At 43.7% G+C, this 22,022-nt stretch carries 16 protein-coding genes; 9 read left to right on the forward strand and 7 right to left on the reverse strand.

What is annotated here, in order from left to right:
• Window positions 1–144: 144 nt before the first annotated feature.
• On the reverse strand, window positions 145–2,421 hold the full coding sequence (locus K2F45_RS11745; protein ID WP_248933656.1) for an ATP-binding cassette domain-containing protein: 2,277 nt from the start codon (window positions 2,419–2,421) through the stop codon (window positions 145–147).
• Between the two features lie 48 nt (window positions 2,422–2,469).
• Between K2F45_RS11745 and K2F45_RS11750 the strand changes: the two genes are divergently transcribed.
• Window positions 2,470–2,901 (forward strand): MarR family winged helix-turn-helix transcriptional regulator, encoded by a 432-nt coding sequence (locus tag K2F45_RS11750; protein ID WP_145328443.1) that lies wholly within the window; start codon window positions 2,470–2,472, stop codon window positions 2,899–2,901.
• Between the two features lie 95 nt (window positions 2,902–2,996).
• On the opposite strand, the gene K2F45_RS11755 is transcribed toward K2F45_RS11750, so the two are convergent.
• The 5 genes from K2F45_RS11755 to K2F45_RS11775 form a co-directional block, all read right to left on the reverse strand.
• Window positions 2,997–3,356 (reverse strand): response regulator, encoded by a 360-nt coding sequence (locus K2F45_RS11755; protein WP_248933657.1) that lies wholly within the window; start codon window positions 3,354–3,356, stop codon window positions 2,997–2,999.
• A gap of 239 nt (window positions 3,357–3,595) precedes the next feature.
• Window positions 3,596–3,787 (reverse strand): cold-shock protein, encoded by a 192-nt coding sequence (locus tag K2F45_RS11760; RefSeq protein ID WP_070566563.1) that lies wholly within the window; start codon window positions 3,785–3,787, stop codon window positions 3,596–3,598.
• 665 nt (window positions 3,788–4,452) lie between these two features.
• Entirely contained in the window at window positions 4,453–4,704 is a 252-nt protein-coding gene (locus K2F45_RS11765) for a hypothetical protein (RefSeq protein WP_075992363.1), read from the reverse strand.
• A 201-nt stretch (window positions 4,705–4,905) separates the two neighbouring features.
• Complete coding sequence (locus K2F45_RS11770; protein ID WP_248933658.1) at window positions 4,906–6,006, reverse strand: S41 family peptidase; 1,101 nt, start codon at window positions 6,004–6,006, stop codon at window positions 4,906–4,908.
• 137 nt (window positions 6,007–6,143) lie between these two features.
• The gene (locus K2F45_RS11775) at window positions 6,144–8,501 is read right to left on the reverse strand and encodes an ABC transporter permease (protein WP_248933659.1); all 2,358 of its coding nucleotides are present in this window, start codon (window positions 8,499–8,501) and stop codon (window positions 6,144–6,146) included.
• 295 nt (window positions 8,502–8,796) lie between these two features.
• On the opposite strand from K2F45_RS11775, the gene K2F45_RS11780 reads away from it, so the two are divergent.
• The 5 genes from K2F45_RS11780 to K2F45_RS11800 are packed head-to-tail and all read left to right on the forward strand — an operon-like array spanning window position 8,797 to window position 17,005.
• Window positions 8,797–9,324 (forward strand): RNA polymerase sigma-70 factor, encoded by a 528-nt coding sequence (locus K2F45_RS11780; RefSeq protein ID WP_248933660.1) that lies wholly within the window; start codon window positions 8,797–8,799, stop codon window positions 9,322–9,324.
• A gap of 44 nt (window positions 9,325–9,368) precedes the next feature.
• Entirely contained in the window at window positions 9,369–10,421 is a 1,053-nt protein-coding gene (locus K2F45_RS11785) for a FecR family protein (protein WP_248933661.1), read from the forward strand.
• Between the two features lie 38 nt (window positions 10,422–10,459).
• The gene (locus K2F45_RS11790; protein ID WP_248933662.1) at window positions 10,460–13,705 is read left to right on the forward strand and encodes a TonB-dependent receptor; all 3,246 of its coding nucleotides are present in this window, start codon (window positions 10,460–10,462) and stop codon (window positions 13,703–13,705) included.
• Window positions 13,705–15,096 (forward strand): RagB/SusD family nutrient uptake outer membrane protein, encoded by a 1,392-nt coding sequence (locus tag K2F45_RS11795; protein WP_248933663.1) that lies wholly within the window; start codon window positions 13,705–13,707, stop codon window positions 15,094–15,096. Before K2F45_RS11790 ends, K2F45_RS11795 begins: the two co-directional genes overlap by 1 nt.
• Window positions 15,089–17,005 (forward strand): TlpA disulfide reductase family protein, encoded by a 1,917-nt coding sequence (locus K2F45_RS11800; protein ID WP_248933664.1) that lies wholly within the window; start codon window positions 15,089–15,091, stop codon window positions 17,003–17,005. The genes K2F45_RS11795 and K2F45_RS11800 overlap by 8 nt, the downstream gene beginning before the upstream one ends.
• Window positions 17,006–17,102: 97 nt before the next feature.
• Here the strand turns inward: K2F45_RS11800 and K2F45_RS11805 are convergent, their stop codons facing one another.
• A complete protein-coding gene (locus tag K2F45_RS11805) occupies window positions 17,103–18,143 on the reverse strand; it encodes a linear amide C-N hydrolase (RefSeq protein ID WP_075992369.1) in 1,041 nt (346 codons plus the stop codon).
• Between the two features lie 600 nt (window positions 18,144–18,743).
• Here K2F45_RS11805 and K2F45_RS11810 point away from each other — a divergent pair.
• The 3 genes from K2F45_RS11810 (at window position 18,744) to K2F45_RS11820 (ending at window position 22,020) form a co-directional block, all read left to right on the forward strand.
• The gene (locus tag K2F45_RS11810) at window positions 18,744–20,117 is read left to right on the forward strand and encodes a DUF1800 domain-containing protein (RefSeq protein ID WP_248933665.1); all 1,374 of its coding nucleotides are present in this window, start codon (window positions 18,744–18,746) and stop codon (window positions 20,115–20,117) included.
• Window positions 20,118–20,133: 16 nt separating this feature from the next.
• Window positions 20,134–21,327: a DUF1501 domain-containing protein gene (locus K2F45_RS11815; RefSeq protein WP_248933666.1), complete on the forward strand. Its 1,194-nt coding sequence runs from the start codon at window positions 20,134–20,136 to the stop codon at window positions 21,325–21,327.
• A gap of 126 nt (window positions 21,328–21,453) precedes the next feature.
• Window positions 21,454–22,020, forward strand: coding sequence for an RNA polymerase sigma factor (locus tag K2F45_RS11820; RefSeq protein ID WP_120336112.1), 567 nt, complete (start codon window positions 21,454–21,456; stop codon window positions 22,018–22,020).
• Window positions 22,021–22,022 lie beyond the last annotated feature (2 nt).

Here is a 22,022-nt window from a genome sequence, read left to right on the forward strand (position 1 = left end):
AGCATGGCGGATAGCGGACTTTTACGTTACAAAGCGTAGTTAGAACATCAGGGGAATCCAGTTTGAATTTATAGTGGATTTCAACGATTCAAAACCCAAGAACAAGCGTCGTTAAATCGCTTATCCTAAGTTTCAATGTGAGGGTTACTTCTTTCGGCCGATTGAGGCTGCAGAATGGATATGTTGCCGTAAACAGGCGGCCGTTAGCGAGACAGTATCTTTGAGCAAATCGGCAACGGTACCTGTAAACACCACATTTCCGCCATACTTGCCCGCTCCGGGCCCAATATCGATAATCCAGTCTGCTTGGGCGATAACATCGAGGTTATGCTCGATAACGATCAATGTATTGCGGTTATCCACCAGGTTATTGATAAAGTTTAATAGCTTTTCGGTATCGTTTGGATGTAAGCCTGTGCTGGGTTCATCCAGCACGATAATCTTGTTGGAATTCTTAAGTTCTTTGGTCAGTTTGAGCCGTTGTCTTTCCCCACCCGAAAAACTGTCCGACCGTTGCCCCAAAGTAAGATAGCCCAGCCCCAGTTGGAGTAACATATCAAAAGACTGACGGTATAGTTTGTCCGGGAAAAAATCATAGGCTTCTGCTACAGTCATATCCATCACCGCAACAATATTTTTATCATGGTAATGATATGTTAAGACCGCTGGCTTAAAGCCAGAGCCGTCGCAGACCTCGCAGGTCTGTTCAATATCATCCATAAAGGCCAGATCAATTTTTTCGATACCGATACCTTTGCAGTTTTCACAGGCGCCGAGGCTATTTCGGCTAAAAAGCTTATCGGATACCTGATTTGCTTTTGAAAACAGGGTGCGTATCGCATCCGATAAACCCAGGTAGGTCAACAGATTGGAGCGTGCACCTGTTGAAAATAACGACTGGTCGATGATGGTGGCTTCGGGATAAAATTGGGGCAGCACTTTGTTGATCAGTGTACTCTTGCCCGAACCCGCCACGCCAGTAACCACGGTCATCACCTTTTGGGGAATGCTCACCTGGATGTCTTTCAGATTATGCAGATTAGCATGCTCGATTTCCAGGTAGCCCTTTGCCGATCGTGGTTTATGATTAATTTGAGGCCGTTTGGCAAAGTACAGGCCTGTTTTTCCTGTTGATGTTTTTAGTCCCGCAACCGTGCCGTTATAGACAATCTCGCCGCCGTTTTTTCCAGACGCTGGCCCCATATCGATTACATGGTCGGCTATGCGGATCAGATCGGGGTCGTGCTCAACAAGTAACACGGTATTGCCCTTATCGCGCAGCTGTTTAATAATTGCAGCGATATTTTGTAAATCAATGGGATGAAGTCCGATGCTGGGCTCGTCAAAAATATAGAGTAAATCCGTCAGGCTGCTCCCCAGGTTTCGGACCATTTTGATGCGTTGGCTTTCTCCGCCCGACAGCGTATCTGTCCTTCTGTCCAGGGTCAAATACTGTAAGCCGATGTTGACGATATGTTTAAGCTTATGTTTCAGTTCGGTCAGAATAACATCAAAAGCGTTGGATGGTAAAGAAGCAACAAATGCCAACAGCTCATCGATCGAAAGGGCCGTACAGTCGGCAATGTTTTTGCCCGCTATCTTACAGGACAGAATTGTATCATTCACCCGTTTTCCCTTACATACGGGACAAGTTTTGGTAACGATAATGGTATTTAAAGCCTCTTTTCGGCTCATGATTTCCTTAGACTGCTTTTTGAGGAATGCTTTTTCAATACGGGGGATAATGCCTTCATATTGGACCGTTTTTCCCCATTCCGGATCAGGATGTTTGGGTTTGTGTTCGGCTGCATACAAAAGGAGCTCCCATTCCTGTGGCGTATAGTCGTTCAGTTTTTTATTGTTGTCGAAATAGCCTGATTGGGTGTAGCGTGTCAGGCGCCAGCCCCCCGGTTGAAAGGTCGGAAATCGGATAGCCCCTTCGTTCAACGATTTTTGTCTGTCGATAAGGGAACCCACATCAATGGTCTGCACAATACCCAGCCCTTCACATGCCTTGCACATGCCCAAAGGATTATTGAATGAAAAAGCGCTTGAATAGCCTACAAAGGGTGTCCCCATGCGCGAGAAAAGCAGGCGCAGGGAAGCATATATGTCGGTAGCCGTTCCTACGGTCGAGCGTGCGTTACCGCCCAACCTTTTTTGATTGATAATAATAGGGACATTCAGGTTGTCGATTTTGTCCACATCGGGAACGCCGATGTGCTGCAGCCGGTTTCGGATAAAACTGCCCTGTGTTTCGCTGAACTGCCTTTGGGCTTCAGCACCTATCGTTTCAAAGACCAAAGACGACTTGCCCGATCCAGAGACCCCTGTAAAAACAGTAATCTTTTTCTTGGCGATCTGGAGAGAAATATTTTTGAGATTATTTTGTCGGGCATGTATGATGTGAATATGTTCCATAATCATTAACTTTGGTAATTATTAACTAAGTTAACTATTTTATTGGCGATGAACAAAACCGAACAGAAATTTTATGAAGTGTTTACCGATTTACAATGCTTCATCTTGGCAAATATGAATAGGGGCGACATCAATGGCGTTACGGCGACCCACTATAATATGATCGAATATATTTACCGCCACGATCATTGTATCGTCAAGCAGATTGCGCAGGCGTTTAATATAAGTCCGCCTGCTGTTTCCAAGCAGCTCAAATTTTTGATAGCGCATGATCTGGTCGAACAGCAACAGTCTGCTACCGACCGCAGGATTTTCAACCTAAGTGTAACGGAAAAAGGCCGTTTTATCATCGATAATTCGGAGAATTTTAGGGAAGCAGTGGCCAAAGAAGCTGCAAAAAGCTTGACGGAAGAGGATTTAAATAAGCTGACTGAATTGCTTAATAAGGTGTTGATGGCCTGCTCAACCCCCACATGCTGAGAAAATCATGAATCATTAACATCGTCTTTTTAACTTGCGTTTCAAGTATAGTCCCTTTTGAAGCGCTCTGTAGGTCAGGTATATTTTATGCTGTTTTAACTATTTTTTTTAACCACATCGACCATATGATCTAAATCAAATGGCTTTTCAATAAAGTCGTCGGCTTTACATTCTGCGGCGGTTTTTGCAATATCGCTATCTGTCGATGTCAGGACAGATGGAAGCTCTTCGGTATCTGGATCAGCTTTGAGTTCCTTGATCACTTCGGATCCTTTTTTACTTCCTTTAATATGGTCGTCCACAATAAGAATGTCGGGATCAATATCTGCAAGCTTTTCAATTGGTTCGGTCGTAAGCGATGGAATCACATCAAAACCCTCATCAACTAAGACCTCATCCATGATATTCAAGATATCTTCATTATCTTGAATAACTACAGCCTTCTTTTTTGTCATTTCTTTTGAAATTTATCGGATAAATATAGAAAAAAAAGCGAGTACAAAAAACAGGGGAACGCGCAATTTTCAGTTAGGAGAAACAGAACAAAAGACATGCTATCAGTGAGCTGATGGCAATGTAGGCTAGTAGTGGGCTTACGCCGTCATTTTTGCCTAATTTTTTAACAAAAAAAACAGATAACATGAATGTTATCTGCTGAACTTAACTTAATGAAGTTTTTAAACTTCCTACTTAATTATGCTATTCGCACATTAACTGCGTTAATGCCCTTTTTACCGTTCTCTAGATCGAATGTTACAGTATCGTTTTCACGTACATGATTGATTAAACCTGACGAGTGTACGAAAACATCTTGACCGCCATCTGTTGGTGTAATAAAACCAAAACCTTTGGTGTCATTAAAGAATTTTACTGTTCCTTGTTGCATTGTATATATGTATTAAATTATGTATTTATTAGAACGCTTTTGCAGCATACCTCTCCTTTAACCATACGCGTTGGTAAAGGATAAATCGATCTGTCAACAAAAAATGAAGTTTGTAATTTTTCGTATTGACACTATCAATCTGAAAAAAGGTAATTAACTTCATATGTTGATAACAAAATAGCAGCTGGAAAAACGAAGACTGAGAAGAAAGAGTAAACTCAAAAGTGTCAGAAGAAGTAATGGCAGAAGCCTGATTATTATTCAAATGTAGTTATAAATTATTGAAAAACAAAGTTTTTTATTTTCTTCTGCCAATGTCAGTAAGCGCTAGAGGGGAAAGAGTTGCCGTCGATGCGGAGCAGATGTTTTGCTGGCAGAGCCATTTCAACTTGATGATCGCAATGATTTAGTAGAGAAAGCGATCTAAGCTTAGTTTTGATTTTAAGGTTGAATCAAGCTACTAGGCGATTGAATGAGTTGGAAAAGCAGAAATAGGAAGCGGACCAAACTTAAGGATAGTTTGGTCCGCTAGGTTAAAAAAATATCATGCTTTAATAATTCTTACGCATGTTTCACAGTAATCCTCTTTGTTATGCATTAGCTCACCTACTTTATGAAACAATACATGCTGCTGATTGTGCATGGGATGATGTATTAATCAAGCGCTATGAATGGCTTAGCTGTAACTTTCCGATGAAAGGGCGATTATCAATCGTCAGAATAGCTTCTTTAATGGAATAGCATAGCTGGTAGCTTTCGCTCAGCGCTTTTTTGCTAGCTTCTATTTTGTCGTTTTCAACTTTATCGACAATCCAGGTTGGGTTTAACGGATCTGAACTAAATTTGGTGATTAATACGGTAAATCCTTCTTTCTGAGCACTGATTAAAGTGTCTTTTGTGATGTCTACTATTTTCATAGTGAGATAATATACGAAAAAAATACGAAAGAGGATGTACTAAGTTTAAATGATAACCTGGTCCACTTGCGGACAATTTTAATAGAAATGTAGCTTCTTTTATGGATCCGGCGCTAAAATTGAAAAGTTTAGAGCCGGGAATATCCGCTGTGATGCAGATTGCAAAAAAAAATAAATGTAACTAAACTTTTTATCTTAATCTTATTTTCCATTGAGATGGTCGCGCACAAAATCTAGCCAATTCGAAGGATCAATGGTTTTATCAATATATACGTCAGGTTGTAATCCGATGTCGTCTACAGGGAAGTCTGGAATACGATAACTTTTAGATAATCCATAGTACAGTTCAATATCGCCACAGGGTGATGTAACGATATTTACATTCGAGATATCAAGCATCCCTTTGGTTGTTCTACCGTACAATTTTACCTTTTTACTTTGCATGGCGGTCAATAGAAATTGCTCTGTCGTGCTCCCGTTATTTTCATTGATAACGATCCCTATGTTTTTGGGATAAGGCTGAATGGTATCCATCTTGGTTATGTTTACTTTTTTATTGAATAGATCGACATACTCACCTTTATTGGCCAGCAATTTTTCGTAGTAGTTTTTGAACGTTTTTTTAGACTCCTCGTCAAAATCGGGGTTTTGACTCAGCTCCAACATGCGTTGATTATTTAAATCTGTCGAATAAAATAATGCACCTACGGTTCTAATCGGCTGCGTGTATAAGAAGGGGATAAGGCTACTATAACTCGCATCACTTCCGCCTGGATTATTTCTGACATCAATAATAAAATTTTCGGTCGATAAGATGGTTGTTCGGTTGGCCAATATAAGGCTGTCAATTGCTTTTTTTTCGGATATTTCAAAATCAGGAATTCGGAGGTAAACCGTGTTTTCATTTATTTTTTCGAATAATGGCTTTGTGGCGTTTAATGGATTTAAGTCCTTTTCAATAGGCTGCTTATTTTGTTCGGTAACCTTTTCGGCCTTCTTTGTTTTTCCAATATAATTTACGCCGATATGTCCATTACGAAAGAAACGGATCCATTGATTGAGTAATGTAGCACATTCCTGATTATTGGACAAGTGTTTAACTTTTTCGAGATACATTTTATTGTGAAATTCATAGGCATCCTTGCCCTTCTTGCTGATGGTATATTGAAAACCGGCATCATTTTCTTCAAACGTTTTTTTTACCCACAAAAAATTGGATTCACAATTGCAGTTTTGAGCGAAATTTAGGATAGGTAAACTTAGCAATAGCCATAAAAATAGGACGCGTGTGTTCAGGTGCATAATCAAAATTGTTAATAATTGTCGATTGCACAAATATAGACTAAAAATGGAAAATACCTTCGTAACCGAACAAAAGAGTATTCAGGATGTCAAGGCCCCATTTTTTAGCTATGATGGTATTAGAAAGTTTCTTCTCCTTACTCATCCCTCAGGCTGACAGCCGGGTTGATCAAGGCTGCTTTGATCGCATGATAGCTGATCGTGAGCAACGCTATTATTAGCGTACCCATGCCGGCAGCAATGAAGATATCCCAGGTGATTTTAATACGGTAAGTATAGGCGCTGAGCATGTCATCGGCGATATAATAGGCTATCGGAAATGCGATCAGGCATGAGAAAAGGACCAGTAGCACAAAATCTTGAGACAGCATCCTCATGATCTTAAAAGTAGAGGCTCCCAGTACTTTGTGGATACCGATTTCCTTCGTCCGGTTCTCGGCTATATAGGCTATCAGGCCATATAAGCCAAGGCATGAAATAAAAATTGTCAATAGTGCAAAAAGACTCGAAAGTGTACCCAATTGTTGAAAATCTTTAAATTTTTCGGCGTACTTGCTGTCTACAAAGGAATATTCAAAAGGATAGTCGGGATTATATTCTTTAAAAATCTGCTCCATGGCAGCAAGTGCTTCTGATGTTTTCATATGATCGTTTATGCGTATGTTCGTAACCTGAGTACCTGCATAAGCGCCCTGAATGACCATTGGAGTAATGGGACTGAAAGGCGATTCCTGAATAAAATCCTTGATGACTCCGACGATATGCCAATTCCTGCCATCGACAACCGTTTTGCCGATCGGATCATCAAAATTAAATGCCTTGGCGGCGGATTCATTAATAATCATCGCGGCAGAATCAGTTGGAAATTTAGCTAAATCAAAATCCCGCCCTGCAACTAATTGCAGCTCTGCCGTGTTGACCAAATTTTCATCGGCACCAATTCTGGCAAAAATGGTGTTATTATCTTTGGGCTTCCCTGCCCAGTCCATGTAGTTGCTGCTTCTGTTCTCCGTAAGGGGGGACGAAGTCCTTGAAATCTGTGTGGCAATACCGGAAGACAATAATTTATTTTTTATGAGTAATCTATTTTTGCTGATTTCTCCCTGATCGATAATACTAACCAACCTTTCCTTGTTATATCCGATTTCTCTATTTTGAGCGTATCTGATTTGGCGCTGAATAGATAATGTTGTTATGGTCAGGATGATAGCAATACAGAATTGGGAAATGACGAGGATTTTCCGAGGGTTAAATTTCTGTTGAACATGAAGATATTTGCCTTTCAGTACTTTCGTCGGCAGGAAGGAAGACAGATAAAACGCAGGATAGCTCCCTGAAAGAATTCCGGTCACTAAAATAAATCCTGCAAACATTGCCCAGAAAAGGAGATCGTCAAATTGGATAGATAGCTTTCTGGAGACCAGATCATTAAAGTAGGGGAGCGCTATCAGTGTAATCAACAGGGATAATAGGCCAGAAATGCATGAAATCACCATGGATTCAGTCAGGAACTGGCCGACTAACATGTTTTTATTTGCACCGACGACTTTTCTGACACCTACTTCCTTCGCCCGTTTTTCGCTCTGAGCCGTACTTAGATTCATGAAATTTATGCAGGCAATAATAAGAATAAAACAAGCAATGGCGATAAATGATCGTACCATGCCAATTCGTTGCGAGCTCGGCTTTCCCTGCTCAGTAAAGTTGCTATAAAGCCATTTATCGCCGATAGGTTGAATAAAATTGGCTACTTTTGTATCGGTATGCTTTCTTAGGAAATATTTTATATTTGTTTCAAATTGATCGACATTCGCACTTTTATGCAGTTGTATGTAGGTCTGAACGGAATTATTTCCCCAATAGTCGTCTGAATAGCCTATTTTCTCCATTAATGTCCACGGTACGAGATAAGTGCTTCCTTTCATAAACGAATTATCTGGCAAGTCCTGAATAATCGCAGACACAGTTGAAATTTGGGAGCTGTCCACTCGGATGGTCTTGTTGATCGGGTCGGAATGCCCAAATAATCTTTCAGCCAAAGATTTCGTGAGAACGATCTGGTTGGGATTTTTTAATGCTTCGAGGGGATTGCCCGCTATAACTTTGTAATCAAATATTTTTAAGAATGTGCTGTCTACGAAAGCACCTTGTTCTTTTGCAAGTTTTTTTTCTTGATGGGTTAAAAGAAATCCAGTGCCCTTATCCACTCTTGTAATCTCATTTATCTCAGGAAAGTCGGTTTTTAAAGCCGCAGCCATTGGCTTAGGCGTATAAAAATGTTCGACGGCTTCGCCTTCCCACACATCTTTCATCCCGACTGCATAGATCTGATCGGTATTAGAATAAAAGCGGTCAAAGCTAAATTCGCTTTTTACCCATAGCATGATCAATATGGCAGCTGTCATTCCAGAAGCTAATCCTACAATGTTTATCGCTGTAAAACCTTTATTCTTTACTAAATGACGAAAGGCAGTTTGAAAATAATTCGTAAGCATATTAAATTGTTATGGATTAACGTTTACTAATTCATTGCCAATAAAATAAAGTGCTGAAAATAAGTGGTTAAAGCGTTTTTTATCATCAAATGCATGTTCGAAATCGAACGATCTTTGTTCGAATGCGGACAATTGAGGAAAGATTATTAAACCTATTGATAAACTCAAAATTTTACTAACATACAGGAGCATCTTCATTGCGTTATTTTACAGGTTTTATTAGAAATCCATCATAAATTGACTTTCCTAAAAATATAACCTAATTTTGACTGATCAACAATAACTAAACCAGCAGATGAGTGTTACACATGTCCGACAACTGTTTACCCAACTTTACGAAGAAAATTGGGTGAAGTTGTATGTGCATGTTTTCCGGATGCTAGACGATCGTGACGAAGCCCGTGACATTGTACAGGAAATTTTTACCAATCTCTGGGACCGCATGGAGCGGCTCGAAATTGAACATTCTTATCAGGCGTATCTTTTTCGTTCGGCCCGTAATCTGGTCATCAATCGTATCGCCAGCCAGGATGTGGGCCGAAAATATGAACATTACCTGGAGCATGCCGCATCAACTCCTGAAATTATGCCCGACGAGTTGCTGCGGGAGAAAGAATTGGCCCGGCAGATCGATCAAGCGATTGAAAAGCTGCCCCGCAAAATGGCTTTGATCTTCAAAAAAAGTCGTTTCGAGCAGCGGAGTTATCGGGAGATCGCCGCAGAACTTGATATCTCTGAACAGACGGTCAAAAAGCAGATTTACAATGCGTTGACGGTTTTGAGAAAAAAAATACGAACTATTTTCATTTTTTTCTACCACTAAAGGGGCACTTTCCTGTCTTCTAAACGGTAAACAGGATAGAACCTATGAAACAACGATTATCGAAACAATTACTGCAGAAGTATCAGCAGGGGAATTGCAGCGCCGAGGAAATTGCACTTGTCGAAAGTTGGTACAATCAGCTCAGTCGGAAAAATAACGAAAAAGACATCCCGGAACTGGATCTCGCTGCCGAAGACGGCTATTTCCAACAGCATATTTTTGAGCCCGAATTAAGGGCTAATCGCCACCGGAGTGCCTATTTGAAGGTGGCTGCCAGCATTGTATTCTTTTTGATGGCCGGTGCAGCGCTGTACTTCTTTTCCCAGCCCCAACAATCGCCACAGCCACTGCCTTTTAGTGTCGGTCAATTCCAGGCCGATCTACTGATCGGCAATGAAGTGGTTAGCCTGGACGAAAAGAAACCGTTTAGCCCGGCCTACATGGCGCAGGGGAAGGGGGATAACCTGGCGGTCAAGACCAAAAAGGGGCAAGAATTCAAAATGGAACTTCCCGATGGAACCACCGTATGGCTAAATGCAGACAGCAAACTGGAAATAGGACCGGGATACGACCTCAAGGAACGCTCGGTATTCCTGACGGGTGAAGCCTATTTTAAAGTGGCAAAAAATAAAGCCAAACCTTTTATTGTTCATGTCGGCAACACCAGCATTGAAGCCTTGGGAACCGCTTTCAACGTGAAGTTATACGCAAACGATAGCCAGCTCTTAACCACACAGCTCGACGAAGGTAAAATACGGGTCAGCAATGCGGGTCTTCAGGAGATTCTGCTACCGGGACAGTCGATCGAACTGAATGTGCTGAACGGTGCCTTCCAGCGAAAGCAGCAAAATATACAACAGGATGCTGCCAATTGGAAAGACGGTTACTTTGAATTTGACCAGACACCGCTTCCCGAGATTTTGGCCGATCTTTCCCGTTGGTACAATTTCACCTATAGCCTGGCGCCCGTCTATAAAAACAAAGTCCTTAGCGGGAAAATCAGCAAAAAAGAGTCCTTTGAAGAAGTACTCAAAATATTACGGTTCGCCGGCATAAACTATACCATCGACAAGGATCGACTTGTACTTGTTCCCTAACCAAACCCAAACAAACGCATTTTCAATCTAAATACCCTATGAAACAATCCGTAAAAACACTGCTATTGATGCTGATGCATGTCAATGGCTATGCCTTTAGCCAGCAGGGAGACAAGGCATCTGACCATGTTCAATTTAAACAGCTCGTTAAAGCCATTGAGCAGCGCAGCGATTACCGCTTTGTGTATGATCCCCATGAAATTAACCCCGACCTGAATATTGATGTCAATTTAAACAATGCCAATATCCCCGAGCTACTTAAACAGGCATTCTCGGCTAAGGGCATCCGCTATCAAATTGTCAAAAACACCATCGTGCTCCAGGGGAAGGGGGTAGCAAAGCCGCTCCAGATGACCATCTCCGGTCGGGTCAACAATGGGGCTGGTACAGCGCTTGAAGGGGTTAGTGTACGGGTTAAAAATAAGGTAGCCAGTACAGTGACCGATGCTAACGGTCGTTTTAGTTTAAATGGCCTGCAGCAGGATGATATCTTACTTTTGAGTTATGTGGGTTACCGCAGCAAGGAAGTCAAGGTCGCGGGCAAGGGCATCATGGACATCAGTCTTGAAGTAGATCCCGGTAACCTGGATGAAGTGGTGGTGATCGGTTACGGTACGTCTTCGATACGCAAAAATACGGGTTCGGTATCCAGTGTAACCGGCAGGGAAATAGAGACCCAACCGGTACTCGATCCCCTGGCTGCATTGCAGGGCCGCGTTGCCGGACTTAGTATCGCTTCTAATTCGGGCTTGCCGGGCAGTTCTTTTCAGGTGCAACTGCGGGGTGTCAACTCCCTGAGTAATGGCAGCAGCCCCCTTTACATTATCGACGGTATTCCATTTTCGGACGAAAGCATGAATCAGTTTACCGCGGCCAATGGCAATCAAAGCCCGCTCAGCCTAATCAATCCAAGGGATATTGAACGCATCGATGTGCTTAAAGATGCCGATGCGACAGCCATTTATGGCTCCCGGGGTGGGAATGGGGTGATCCTGATCACAACAAAAAAAGGAAATAAGGGCGGACTTAAAATAGACTTTAATGCCAATGTGGGCTCCGGTAAGGCCATCCGCAACTTGAAGATGCTCAATACGGAGCAATATTTGGAAATCCGGAAGGAAGGCTTTAAAAACGATAACTGGACAGCGACAGCAGATAATGCGCCGGATCTGCTCACCTGGGATCAGTCCGCCTACAGCGACTGGCAAAGGGAGTTTTATGGTGCATCGGCCCCTTTTTCAACCTATCAGCTGTCATTTTCAGGCGGAAATGAATATACCCAATACCTGGCCAGTACCAATTTCAATCGTCAGGGTGATCCCTTGCCCGGTAATAAAAATTATCAGCGTGGTGGTGCGTTGTTGAACTTGTCTACGCAGTCCAAAGATCAGCGATTTAAACTAAACAGCAGTTTCAACCTCAACCTGGACCGTAACAATACCGTGCCTACAGATATCGCACAGTTTTACAACCTGGCGCCCAATTATCCTTTATATGATGAAAAGGGAGACTATTATTGGTTTCAGCAGAGCTTACAGAACCCCGCCGCCTATATGGAGCGCTCGAGTGTTTCGAAATCAAAATCCCTGCTGGCCAACTTTTCTGCCGAATACGCGATCTTACCCGAACTGGTCGCAAAAGTCAATGTGGGCTACAACCTCAAAAGCATGGACCAGACGCGCTTGCTGCCCAATGCGGGATTTAATCCATTGACGAGCACGGGTTCCATGGCCTCTTACGGGAATTCGGATTATCAGTCCTATATCATTGAACCGCAATTAAACTACAGCAAAACAATTGGTAAACATGATTTTAAACTGCTTTTAGGCGGAACCTGGCAGCAGAGGGTCAGCGAAGGGAAATACTTCGATGGCAGCAGTTACCCGAGTGATTCGCAGCTAAACAATATCGGTGCTGCAGGTATCCTTGTGAACCGCAACAATCAGTATGCAGATTATCGTTACCAGTCTGCATTTGCACGTATCAATTATGCCTATGCCGATAAATATCTGTTGAATTTCAGTTACCGAAGAGATGGTTCGTCCCGCTTCGGTCCCAACAATAAGTACGGTAATTTTGGGTCGATCGGTGCAGCCTGGGTATTTAGTAGTGAAGAATTTTTACAGGATCAGTCTATCTTGAGCTTCGGGAAGCTTCGTGCGAGCTGGGGAGTGACGGGCAACGACCAGATCGGCGATTACCAATATCTGGATACCTGGGGCACAGGATTTGCCTACCAAGGCATCACGGGGCTTTATCCGACACGGGTGTTTAACCCCAATTTTGGATGGGAAGAAATTAAAAAGAAAGAACTGGGGCTCGACCTTGGTTTTTTCAGGGACCGTATCTTCCTTACTGCCAATTATTACAACAATAGATCGGATAATCAGCTGATCAATATCGTGCTCGCACCGCAGACGGGCTATAATTCTTATTTTGGTAATACCCCCGCACTGATCGAAAATAAGGGCTTGGAGTTAGAGCTGAGCAGCGTGAATATCCAAAAGGAAAAGTTCAGCTGGAAAACCAATTTCAATATCACTTTTCCATCCAATACCCTGCTGGAATATCCGGGGCTTGCAAGTAGCAGTGATGCGAGGCGATACATCATTGGCGAGTCTACCCGTATCGTCCGTGGATTTCAGTTTACGGGAGTGGACCCGCAAACTGGGGTTGCTCAATTCCGGGATGTGGATGGTGACGGGAAAATTACGGATTTCAACGATTACGTAACCTTGGGATCCCTGCTGCCCAAGTACTATGGTGGTATCGGCAATAATCTGAATTATGGCGATGTGAGCCTTGGATTCCTATTTCAGTTTGTCAAACAGGAGGGACCATCCATTGGTTACGGCCCACAGGCAACAACCATTGGCGGATTGGGCAATCTGGATGAATATATGTTGAGCCGTTGGCAGCAGCCCGGAGATGTGACCGATGTGCCACGCGCTACCGCCAATAGCGCCAACGAAGCCAACGTGGCCTTCCGCAATTACTACCGCTATTCTTCGGCCGTATGGGACGATGCTTCTTTTATCCGTTTGAAAAATATATCGCTTAGTTATGATATTTCCAAATGGACCAAGAAGATCAATATCAGCCGGGCGCTGGTACAGTTCAATGCCCAGAACCTCTTTACCTGGACAAGCTTCAGGGGAATGGATCCCGAGATGCCTGGTTTTGACCGTACCTATCTCTCGGATGTCAATCCCTTTGGTTCGGTACGGAACAGCGCCACACCATCCATGCGTACCTATACATTTGCGGTTCAGCTCACTTTTTAATGATCATAACACTAAAGACTTATCCCATGAACAAATATATCATCTACAGCCTTTTTGCGACACCACTGCTAAACATCTCCTGCAATAAATTTTTGGACGTGGACCCACCCAAGACGGAAGTGGCGGCAGCGTCGGCTTTCAGTGATGAAAAGACGGCCACAGCAACCGTAGGTGGGCTCTATACCAGCATGAACAATTACAACAACCAATTCGCCAGTGGATTGATGAGCATTGTATTGTCCAGTCTGGCCGACGATTATAACTCGGCTTTTACAAGCTACGACGAGTACAAATACAATAAACTGAGCCCGGCGACTTCTTACCTCGATAGGCTCTGGTCGCAACCCTATAGCTATATCAACCACAGCAATAAGATTATCGAGGGTGTTGAAGCCTCGGCGCTCAGCAGTACGGTAAAGGCACAGCTTTCGGCCGAGGCCCGTTTTACGCGGGTATTCAATTACTTTTACCTGAGCAACCTCTTCAATAAAGTGCCCCTCATCACCGATACCAAAGATCTGGAAGCCAACAACCGAAAAGGTCCGGCCTCCAGGGACGAGCTCTATGCGTTTATGGTGGACGATCTGCAGAAAGCTGCTGTCGATATTGCGGATGCCTATCAGGGCAATGAGCGTACCCGCCCCAATAGAAAAGCGGTTGATGCGCTATTGGCCAGGGTCTATCTGTATCATGGCGACTGGGCCAATGCCGAAGCAATGGCCGACAAAGTTATCGCCGATAATCGGTACGAACTGTCGCGCGACCTCAATACCGTTTTTTTGAAAACGAGCAAAGAGGCGATCTGGCAGCTGCAGAGCGTTAATCTTTCTACTGCCGGGGTCAACACCTGGGAAGGTTTCAGCATCGTTCCGGCAGTAGCTACAGCTCGGAGTTACTATCAGGTGTATGATGCCACGGTAGCGGCCTATGAAGAGAACGATTTACGCAAAACGATGTGGTTAAAGCCTTATGTGGTAAGTAATAAGACGCTTTATATGCCGTATAAGTATAAGCTGCGCACGGGCGCACCTGTGACCGAATACAATACTGTGCTGCGCCTTGCCGAGCAGTATCTGATCCGTGCAGAAGCGCGGCTAAACCAGAATAAGTTGCCGGCGGCACTACAGGATATCAATCAGATACGCGAACGTGCAGGCCTTGCTGCGCTGCCACAAACAATGGACAAGGCGGGCATTGCCCTGGCCCTCGAAAAAGAACGCCAGCTGGAGCTGCTCGGTGAATGGGGACATCGTTGGTTTGACCTGGTGCGCACAAACAGGGCCCTGCCTGTACTTTCAAAGGTCAAAACAGACTTTAGTGAAAGCGATATTAAAATACCGATCGCCAGTGCTATTTTAATTACCAATGCTAACCTCCAACAGAATGATTAAGCTATTCAAATACGCATTGCTGCTGTGCCTGCTACAGGCAAACCTGCTGTTGCAGGCACAAGTGAGCATTTTGCCGCACAAAGCAACGGCCGGTGATACCGTGACCATCAGCTTTGATCCAAGTAAATCTGCTGCTTCCCAGACGGAAGGGCCATTTTTCGTGGATTTCAACTATTCAAATTTTTACGAGTTCCCGAGCCGCATGCCCATGCAACAAGAAGGTGGAGTCTGGCGTGTGCGTTTTAAACTGCCCCCCTACGCCAACTTTTCCTGCTTTACGATCGCCGACAAAGACAAGAAATTCGTACAGCAGGCAAGCGATAGCAGTCAGTATGAGATCTACGTCTATAAGCAGGGGAAACTGATTGCCGGCAATTACCTTGGGAAATCATACAGTGTACCGGTTCAGGATAAAACCTCGGATCATATCCTTGCTACCCAGGAATATTACCTCAAAAAAGAGCTGAGTCTGTATCCCGACAATTACGAGGCACGGCTCCGGCTGATTGTGCTACAGATGAAAAACGCTGGTCCGGCCCAGCAGGGGCGGCTGTTGAACAAAGGCTTGGCCGTAGTGGAAAAGAAATTCAGAAGCAATCCGCTCTTTGAAGGAAACCTCAACAAGGTGACCATGGGCTATCTGATACTTGGCCAGAACCAAAAAGTGGATTCGATCCGCCAGGTGGTGATCAACGAGTTTCCCAACAAGAAGATCGGGATTAGTTATCGGCTCAATAAGCTGTTCCGCGAGCAGGATTCTACTGCCGTGGTCGCGAAAATAGGGCAGCTTCTTTCGTTAAAAACAGCCGATAATGAAGCGGCCTATGCCAGCGCTTACGAATATCTTTTTACCTACTATGTGCAGCACGGCGACAGCATACAGGCCAAGAAATACCTGCCGCTGATTACCCGTTGGGAGCAGGATCCCTACAAATGGCGTGCATACAATCAGTATGTGCAGCTGCTCTTGAATCATAAGCTGATGCTGGAGGAGGCATCCAAACTCAATTTGTATCTACTCGACAGTGTTGCGGCCTATCCCGTGAGTTTAATACGCTATTTCCCCGAAACGGGCTATCTGGTGGCCCATGATCCAGCCAAGGCCGACAAGCTTGCTGCGGTAAAAGCAGAAATTATGGCCAATCAGGGACTTATCGCCGCTCAGTTAAACCAGCCCGAAGCGGCCCGAGACTGGTTTGCCAAAAGCATCCCTACACTCAAATCGGCGGTATTGCTCCGGTCAGTGGCCATGCAGTATCAGCAGTGGAATGATCCAAACAGCGCTCTACCCGTATTGGAGGCAGCCTATCGGTATGCTCCTTTTGACCCAGCGATCAGGCAGCTTCTCGACAAAGTGATCCTTAAAAACGGAATGGACAATGCTGCCGAACGGCAGGCTTATTTTAGCAAGCTTGACAAGCAATGGAAACAAGGGTATTACCAGGAGTTTCAGAAAATCATCGGCAATACGCCATTTCCAGAAGACATCAGCATCGTCGATATGGACAAAAAACCTTTGCTCAAAGCGGATCTCCAGGACAAGATTGTCATCATTGATTTTTGGGCAACCTGGTGTAAGCCCTGCATCGCTTCATTTCCCTATTTGCATCAGGTGTACAAAAAATATGCGGATGATCCGCAGGTGAAGTTCGTGATGCTCAATTCGGGCAGTGGAAACAGCTGGGACGATGCGTACAAATGGGCAAAGGCCAATCCCGAATTTGACTTTCCATTTTATTACAACCAAGATAAAAAGCTCAGTAGTAAACTGGATATCACATCCATTCCGACAACATTGATCCTGGACAAAAAAGGGAACATCCGTTTTCGAAAGGTGGGATTTGAAGGTGAAAAGCTACTGCAGAGCCTCGATGCCATGATCGAATACCTGAAAGAACTGGAGCACTAATTTGTTGGATTCCATGTAGCTGTTCGCAAATGTGCTGTTTCATTGAGATAGTAATACGACAACATCAATGAAACAGCAATTGCTTATATCATATCGATCACAACCCCATAAATTTAAAAGGTTGTACTTTTTTTAGGTGTTCATTGCTCAATCCAGTATAGGTTTTGTTTTGTTCCACATCAAGTTTAAGAACCTGACCTTTTTCGCTCAGATCCAGATCTTTTAGATTGATCCAAAAAGTACCCGGTGTGGTTACTGTTTCAAAATAGTAAACCAAATCTTTATGATCTGCAACAGAACGCCAACGTGTCGTCGAGATATTGGGTTCTTCCTTGGAGGAAATTCCATAAGGAACAGAACAGTTGCGAATTACGCTAAACACACTTGCAACGGATTTCCTCACGTCATCGGTCTGTGGAATTGCATCAATATAAAAGGAAGCACGCACAAATCGGTCTGCCGCACGGTTGGTACCAGGCAACATGATGGTACCTGGAATTCCCCGCCAATAATTATTGAGTGCCAGCTGCTCTTCAAAGATCGGCGAGTTTGTCATCACGACGTATTTCGGGTCGTGGTGTATCACAAGCTTTCCGTTGATATATTCAAATATGGCGTTGTCGCCAGATTTATCGGATAATGATAAATGGAGTGTCGTAAACCGTTGTGTACCCGGAATATAGTCGCTGACTAAGACGAAAGGTTCGCTTTTAAGAGCATCTACCGCCTCTGCTACCGAAGCATAGTTATCTAATATATACTGTGCCCAAGCGGCAATGGTCAATCCGGGCTTCTGTCCTTTTGGATCGAATTTAGGATATTGGGATTCGGCTAGCCAAAGGACATTGGCTACAAGGCCAGCCTCATTCAAGCCATCTGTAGTGGCGATGTCCCAGGCACTCGCAATGACACTGCCATATTTTGAAGTCCATTTGACGGAAAGGGGACCCACTTCTCCATTTCGTTTCATCCCTTTTGGAAACACCCATAGATTAACGGGTATTTCATCCCGCCAGTCCATACTTCGGGCGGTAAGGACAGTTTGATTGGGCCCTTTATATACAACGCGTGTGCATGCATCGGTTTTGCGATAGACAAAACAAAAAAACAGCACTAAAACAATTAAGATTCTTTTCATTTTCTTAAATTTATATAATTAAAATATATTCCTATGTTGGTCCATAATCCCGTAGCTCAATTCGCCTGCTGCTACATTTAACTTATTTAAGTCTATTTTTGTTAATTAGGATAATTATCATTGCCATGATAACTAATTTTCCCCTCTTTTTGTTTGTCCTAACCGTCAAATTTTGGGTAGCTTAATATTAAATTAACACTGGAGAATAATAATCTTCGTAATTGTACTCTTGGCTGCCATTCGCGACGATAATAGGGCATGCCGAAGAAAATATAATCCTTTATTCGCCCGCTACAGCTTAAGTATATTTAATTTCATGTGGCTGGTCCTGAATGTGGAAGCACTCAATGGGATAGAAAACAGCAGTGGGATAAGAATTCTTAAGCAAATGAGCGATACAGCGTGGTTTTAAAGGAGGTGTGCAATTTCAACAAGGGGTTCTTTTGCCCCTAGGCGAATAAATTTAATAAAAAAATCGAAGTTTGAAAAGTATTGTCTTGGTAGTCACTTTGTTAATTTAGCTTAATTTTTGTTAAATCGAATCTTCCTGTAAGCTAACATAGTTAAATAATTCGTTATTTAGGTATAAAAGGAAACAGGATGATGTCCGATTTTAAAAAAAATATACACCTGGCAAATCGCGCCGGATTTGGGATGAGCCTAAAGCAGATTACCGTTTTTGAACAGCATTCTACCGCAGTCCTCTGGAAGCAATATGCCCAGGAACATGAATTTCATCCCATCAGTTTCAATACGGAGCAGACCAACGTCAACTACACGGCGCTTTCCAAGTTGAATGCCGCAGACAAAAAGCAGGTACAACAGCTCAATCGAAAGCGTAATATTGAGATCAACCTTAATTTCCTGAATGAAATGGTGCATAGCGAAGATCAGCTCAGGGAGAAGATGGCCTTTTTTTGGCACGGCCATTTTGCAAGCCGGGTTATCAACGCCAATTTTAGCGCCCATATCCTCAACGAAATCAGAAAAAATGCGCTTGGAAATTTCCGGGATCTGCTGTTCGCCGTTTCCAAAACTCCGGCTATGCTCAATTTTCTCAACAACCAGCAGAATAAAAAAGACCATCCCAATGAAAACTTTGCCCGGGAAGTGATGGAGCTCTTTACGATGGGGCGTGGCAACTATACGGAATCGGATGTGAAGGAAGCTGCGCGTGCATTTACGGGCTGGTCATACGATAAGGATGGCCAGTTCTTGGTGCGTAAAAAGTTTCATGACTCGGGCAGCAAAACATTTTTGGGGAAAACCGGAAGTTTCGACGGCAATGCTATCCTGGATATTATCTTGGAGCGGCCCGCTACGGCCCGTTTTATCACCGAAAAGCTCTACCGTTTTCTGGTCAACGAACAAGTGGATCAGGATATCGTCGACACGCTGAGTAAAGATTTCTTCGATTCAGGATATGATATCAGTCGGTTGCTAGACCGAGTATTTACTTCAGCCTGGTTTTACGACTCCAAAAATGTAGGCAACAAAATAAAGTCACCGGTGGAACTCATGGCCGGTATTATGCGCATGCTGCCCATGGAGATCGCGAACCCTGAAAACCTGATTGTTTATCAAAAATTACTGGGGCAGGTGCTTTTGTATCCGCCGAATGTGGCGGGATGGCCATCGGGAAAAGCCTGGATTGACAGCTCTACCTTGTTGCTCCGGATGCAGATACCGCAGATATGGACCGGCCTGCGGCCGCTGGACCTTGATGCGCAGAATGACGACGACCTTGATATGGGGATGAAGCAGTCGCGGGCCATGGCTAAAGCCTATAAAAACCCCAAAATTTCCATTGACTGGGCTGGTGTCGAGGCTGTATTTGCCGACCGGGATCCCTTTGAGCTCCTGCTGCTGCAGCAACCTTCCTTTGGTAAGGCACTGCGCGATAGCTACGCTGGCGGAAGCCGCCGTAGGACTATTATTGAAGTAATGAGTATCCCCGAATATCAACTCTGTTAATCGTAAATAGGAAGCCATGATCATCAAAAGACGCCAATTTCTCAAAGCAGGTTCACTTGCAACAGCATCGCTGCTGCTGCCCAATTTCTTAAAAGCCATGTCCTTGCCCGAAGCACTGGAAAGGGGACATAAGGTGTTGGTCATCTTGCAGCTCAGTGGTGGCAATGATGGGCTAAATACCATTGTTCCGATGCGCAATGATATCTATTTTCGGGAACGGCAGACGATTGCGGTCGATAATGCACTAACGCTCACAGATGAAGCGGGCATTCATCCGGCTTTACCTTTTTTTAAGACACTTTATGATCGTGGCGAACTGGCTGTACTCAACAATGTCGGCTATCCCGATCCCAATAAATCGCATTTCCGCAGCATGGATATATGGCATAGTGCGAGCCGAAGCGACGAATACCTGGAGAGCGGCTGGATAGGCCGCTACCTCGACCAGGCCTGTTACGATTGCGGTCATCCGACGCAGGCTCTCGAAGTGAATGATATGCTGAGCCTTGCCCTCAAAGGAAAACAGAAAAAAGCGTTCGCGTTTAAAGACCCCAAGAAGCTTTATCAGACCAGCCGTGAAGAATACTTTAATACACTCTATCAGGAACATAAGCATCAACATGAAGAGGAAACGGTAGCCTATCTGTATCAGACCCTGGGTGATACAATCAACAATGCCGACTATATTTTTGAACAGAGTAAAGCCAGGAAGACCGCGGCAGCGTACCCCGATTCGGTGCTTGGAAAGGATCTGAAGACGGTATCCTCGTTGATTAAATCAGATATCAATACACAGGTATATTATCTGCAGATCGGTAGTTTTGATACGCATATCAATCAGCAGCAGCGGCAGGACAGCCTATTCCACACCATCAACGATGCCGTGGAGGCTTTTGTGGACGACCTCAAGAAAAATGGCCTTTTTCAGCATGTCATGCTGATGACCTTTTCGGAGTTTGGTCGCAGGGTGGCCCAGAATGCCAGCAATGGTACTGACCATGGTACAGCCAACCAACTTTTTTTTCTATCCGGAGGCTTGAAAAAACAGGGCCTGCTCAACGCGCTGCCCGACCTGACCCAACTCAATGAGGGGGACCTCCAGTATACGGAAGATTTTCGAAAAGTATATGCTACATTATTGAAAAAATGGCTCGATGCAGATTCAGCCAAAATATTGGGTTGGAAAAATGGGATTTATGATTTTATTTAAAAAGCGCAGACTTATGGATAGGTATTTATACGTTTTTTTTTCTGATAAGCAGTTTTTTACCTGAATTGTGTGATGGGCTTTGATTTTCAGGATTTATTAGAGATATTAGTTCTATAAACTTAAAATTTGAGTCCATTACACAACCTTTCGGAAGAAACATTGATTCTTTTGCTTAAGAAAAAGAACCAGCAGGCCTTTAGCTATCTCTACGATAACTATGCGGACGCCTTGTATGGCGTAGTTTGCCGGATTGTAACTTCTGTTGAGCACGCAGAGGAAGTTATTCAGGATGTTTTTGTTAAGATCTGGAAACATGTTGATCATTTCGATGCAGAAAAAGGAAGGTTATATACATGGATGATCAATATTGCGCGTAACGCCGCACTGGACTACCGTAAATCAAAGGGTGCAAAGAATGAATTGAAAAACCAACCGCTCTCCAATATCGTAAATAGAGAAGAGGAGCTAGATGGAAGTCAGAATGAACGGAATGCACGGGTAGATTTTATTGGATTTAAGAATGTTTTAGATAACTTAAAGCCCGAATGCCGCATTTTGATTGAAATGGCCTACTATGAAGGATACACCCAACAGGAAATCGCGCAACAGCTCGATATTCCTTTGGGGACCATAAAAACACGGACTAAAGCTGCGTTTTTACTCTTAAAAAAAATATTAAAAGAATATCGTTAATT

It is taken from the genome of Sphingobacterium siyangense (assembly GCF_023277505.1).
GTDB classification, from domain to species: domain Bacteria; phylum Bacteroidota; class Bacteroidia; order Sphingobacteriales; family Sphingobacteriaceae; genus Sphingobacterium; species Sphingobacterium siyangense.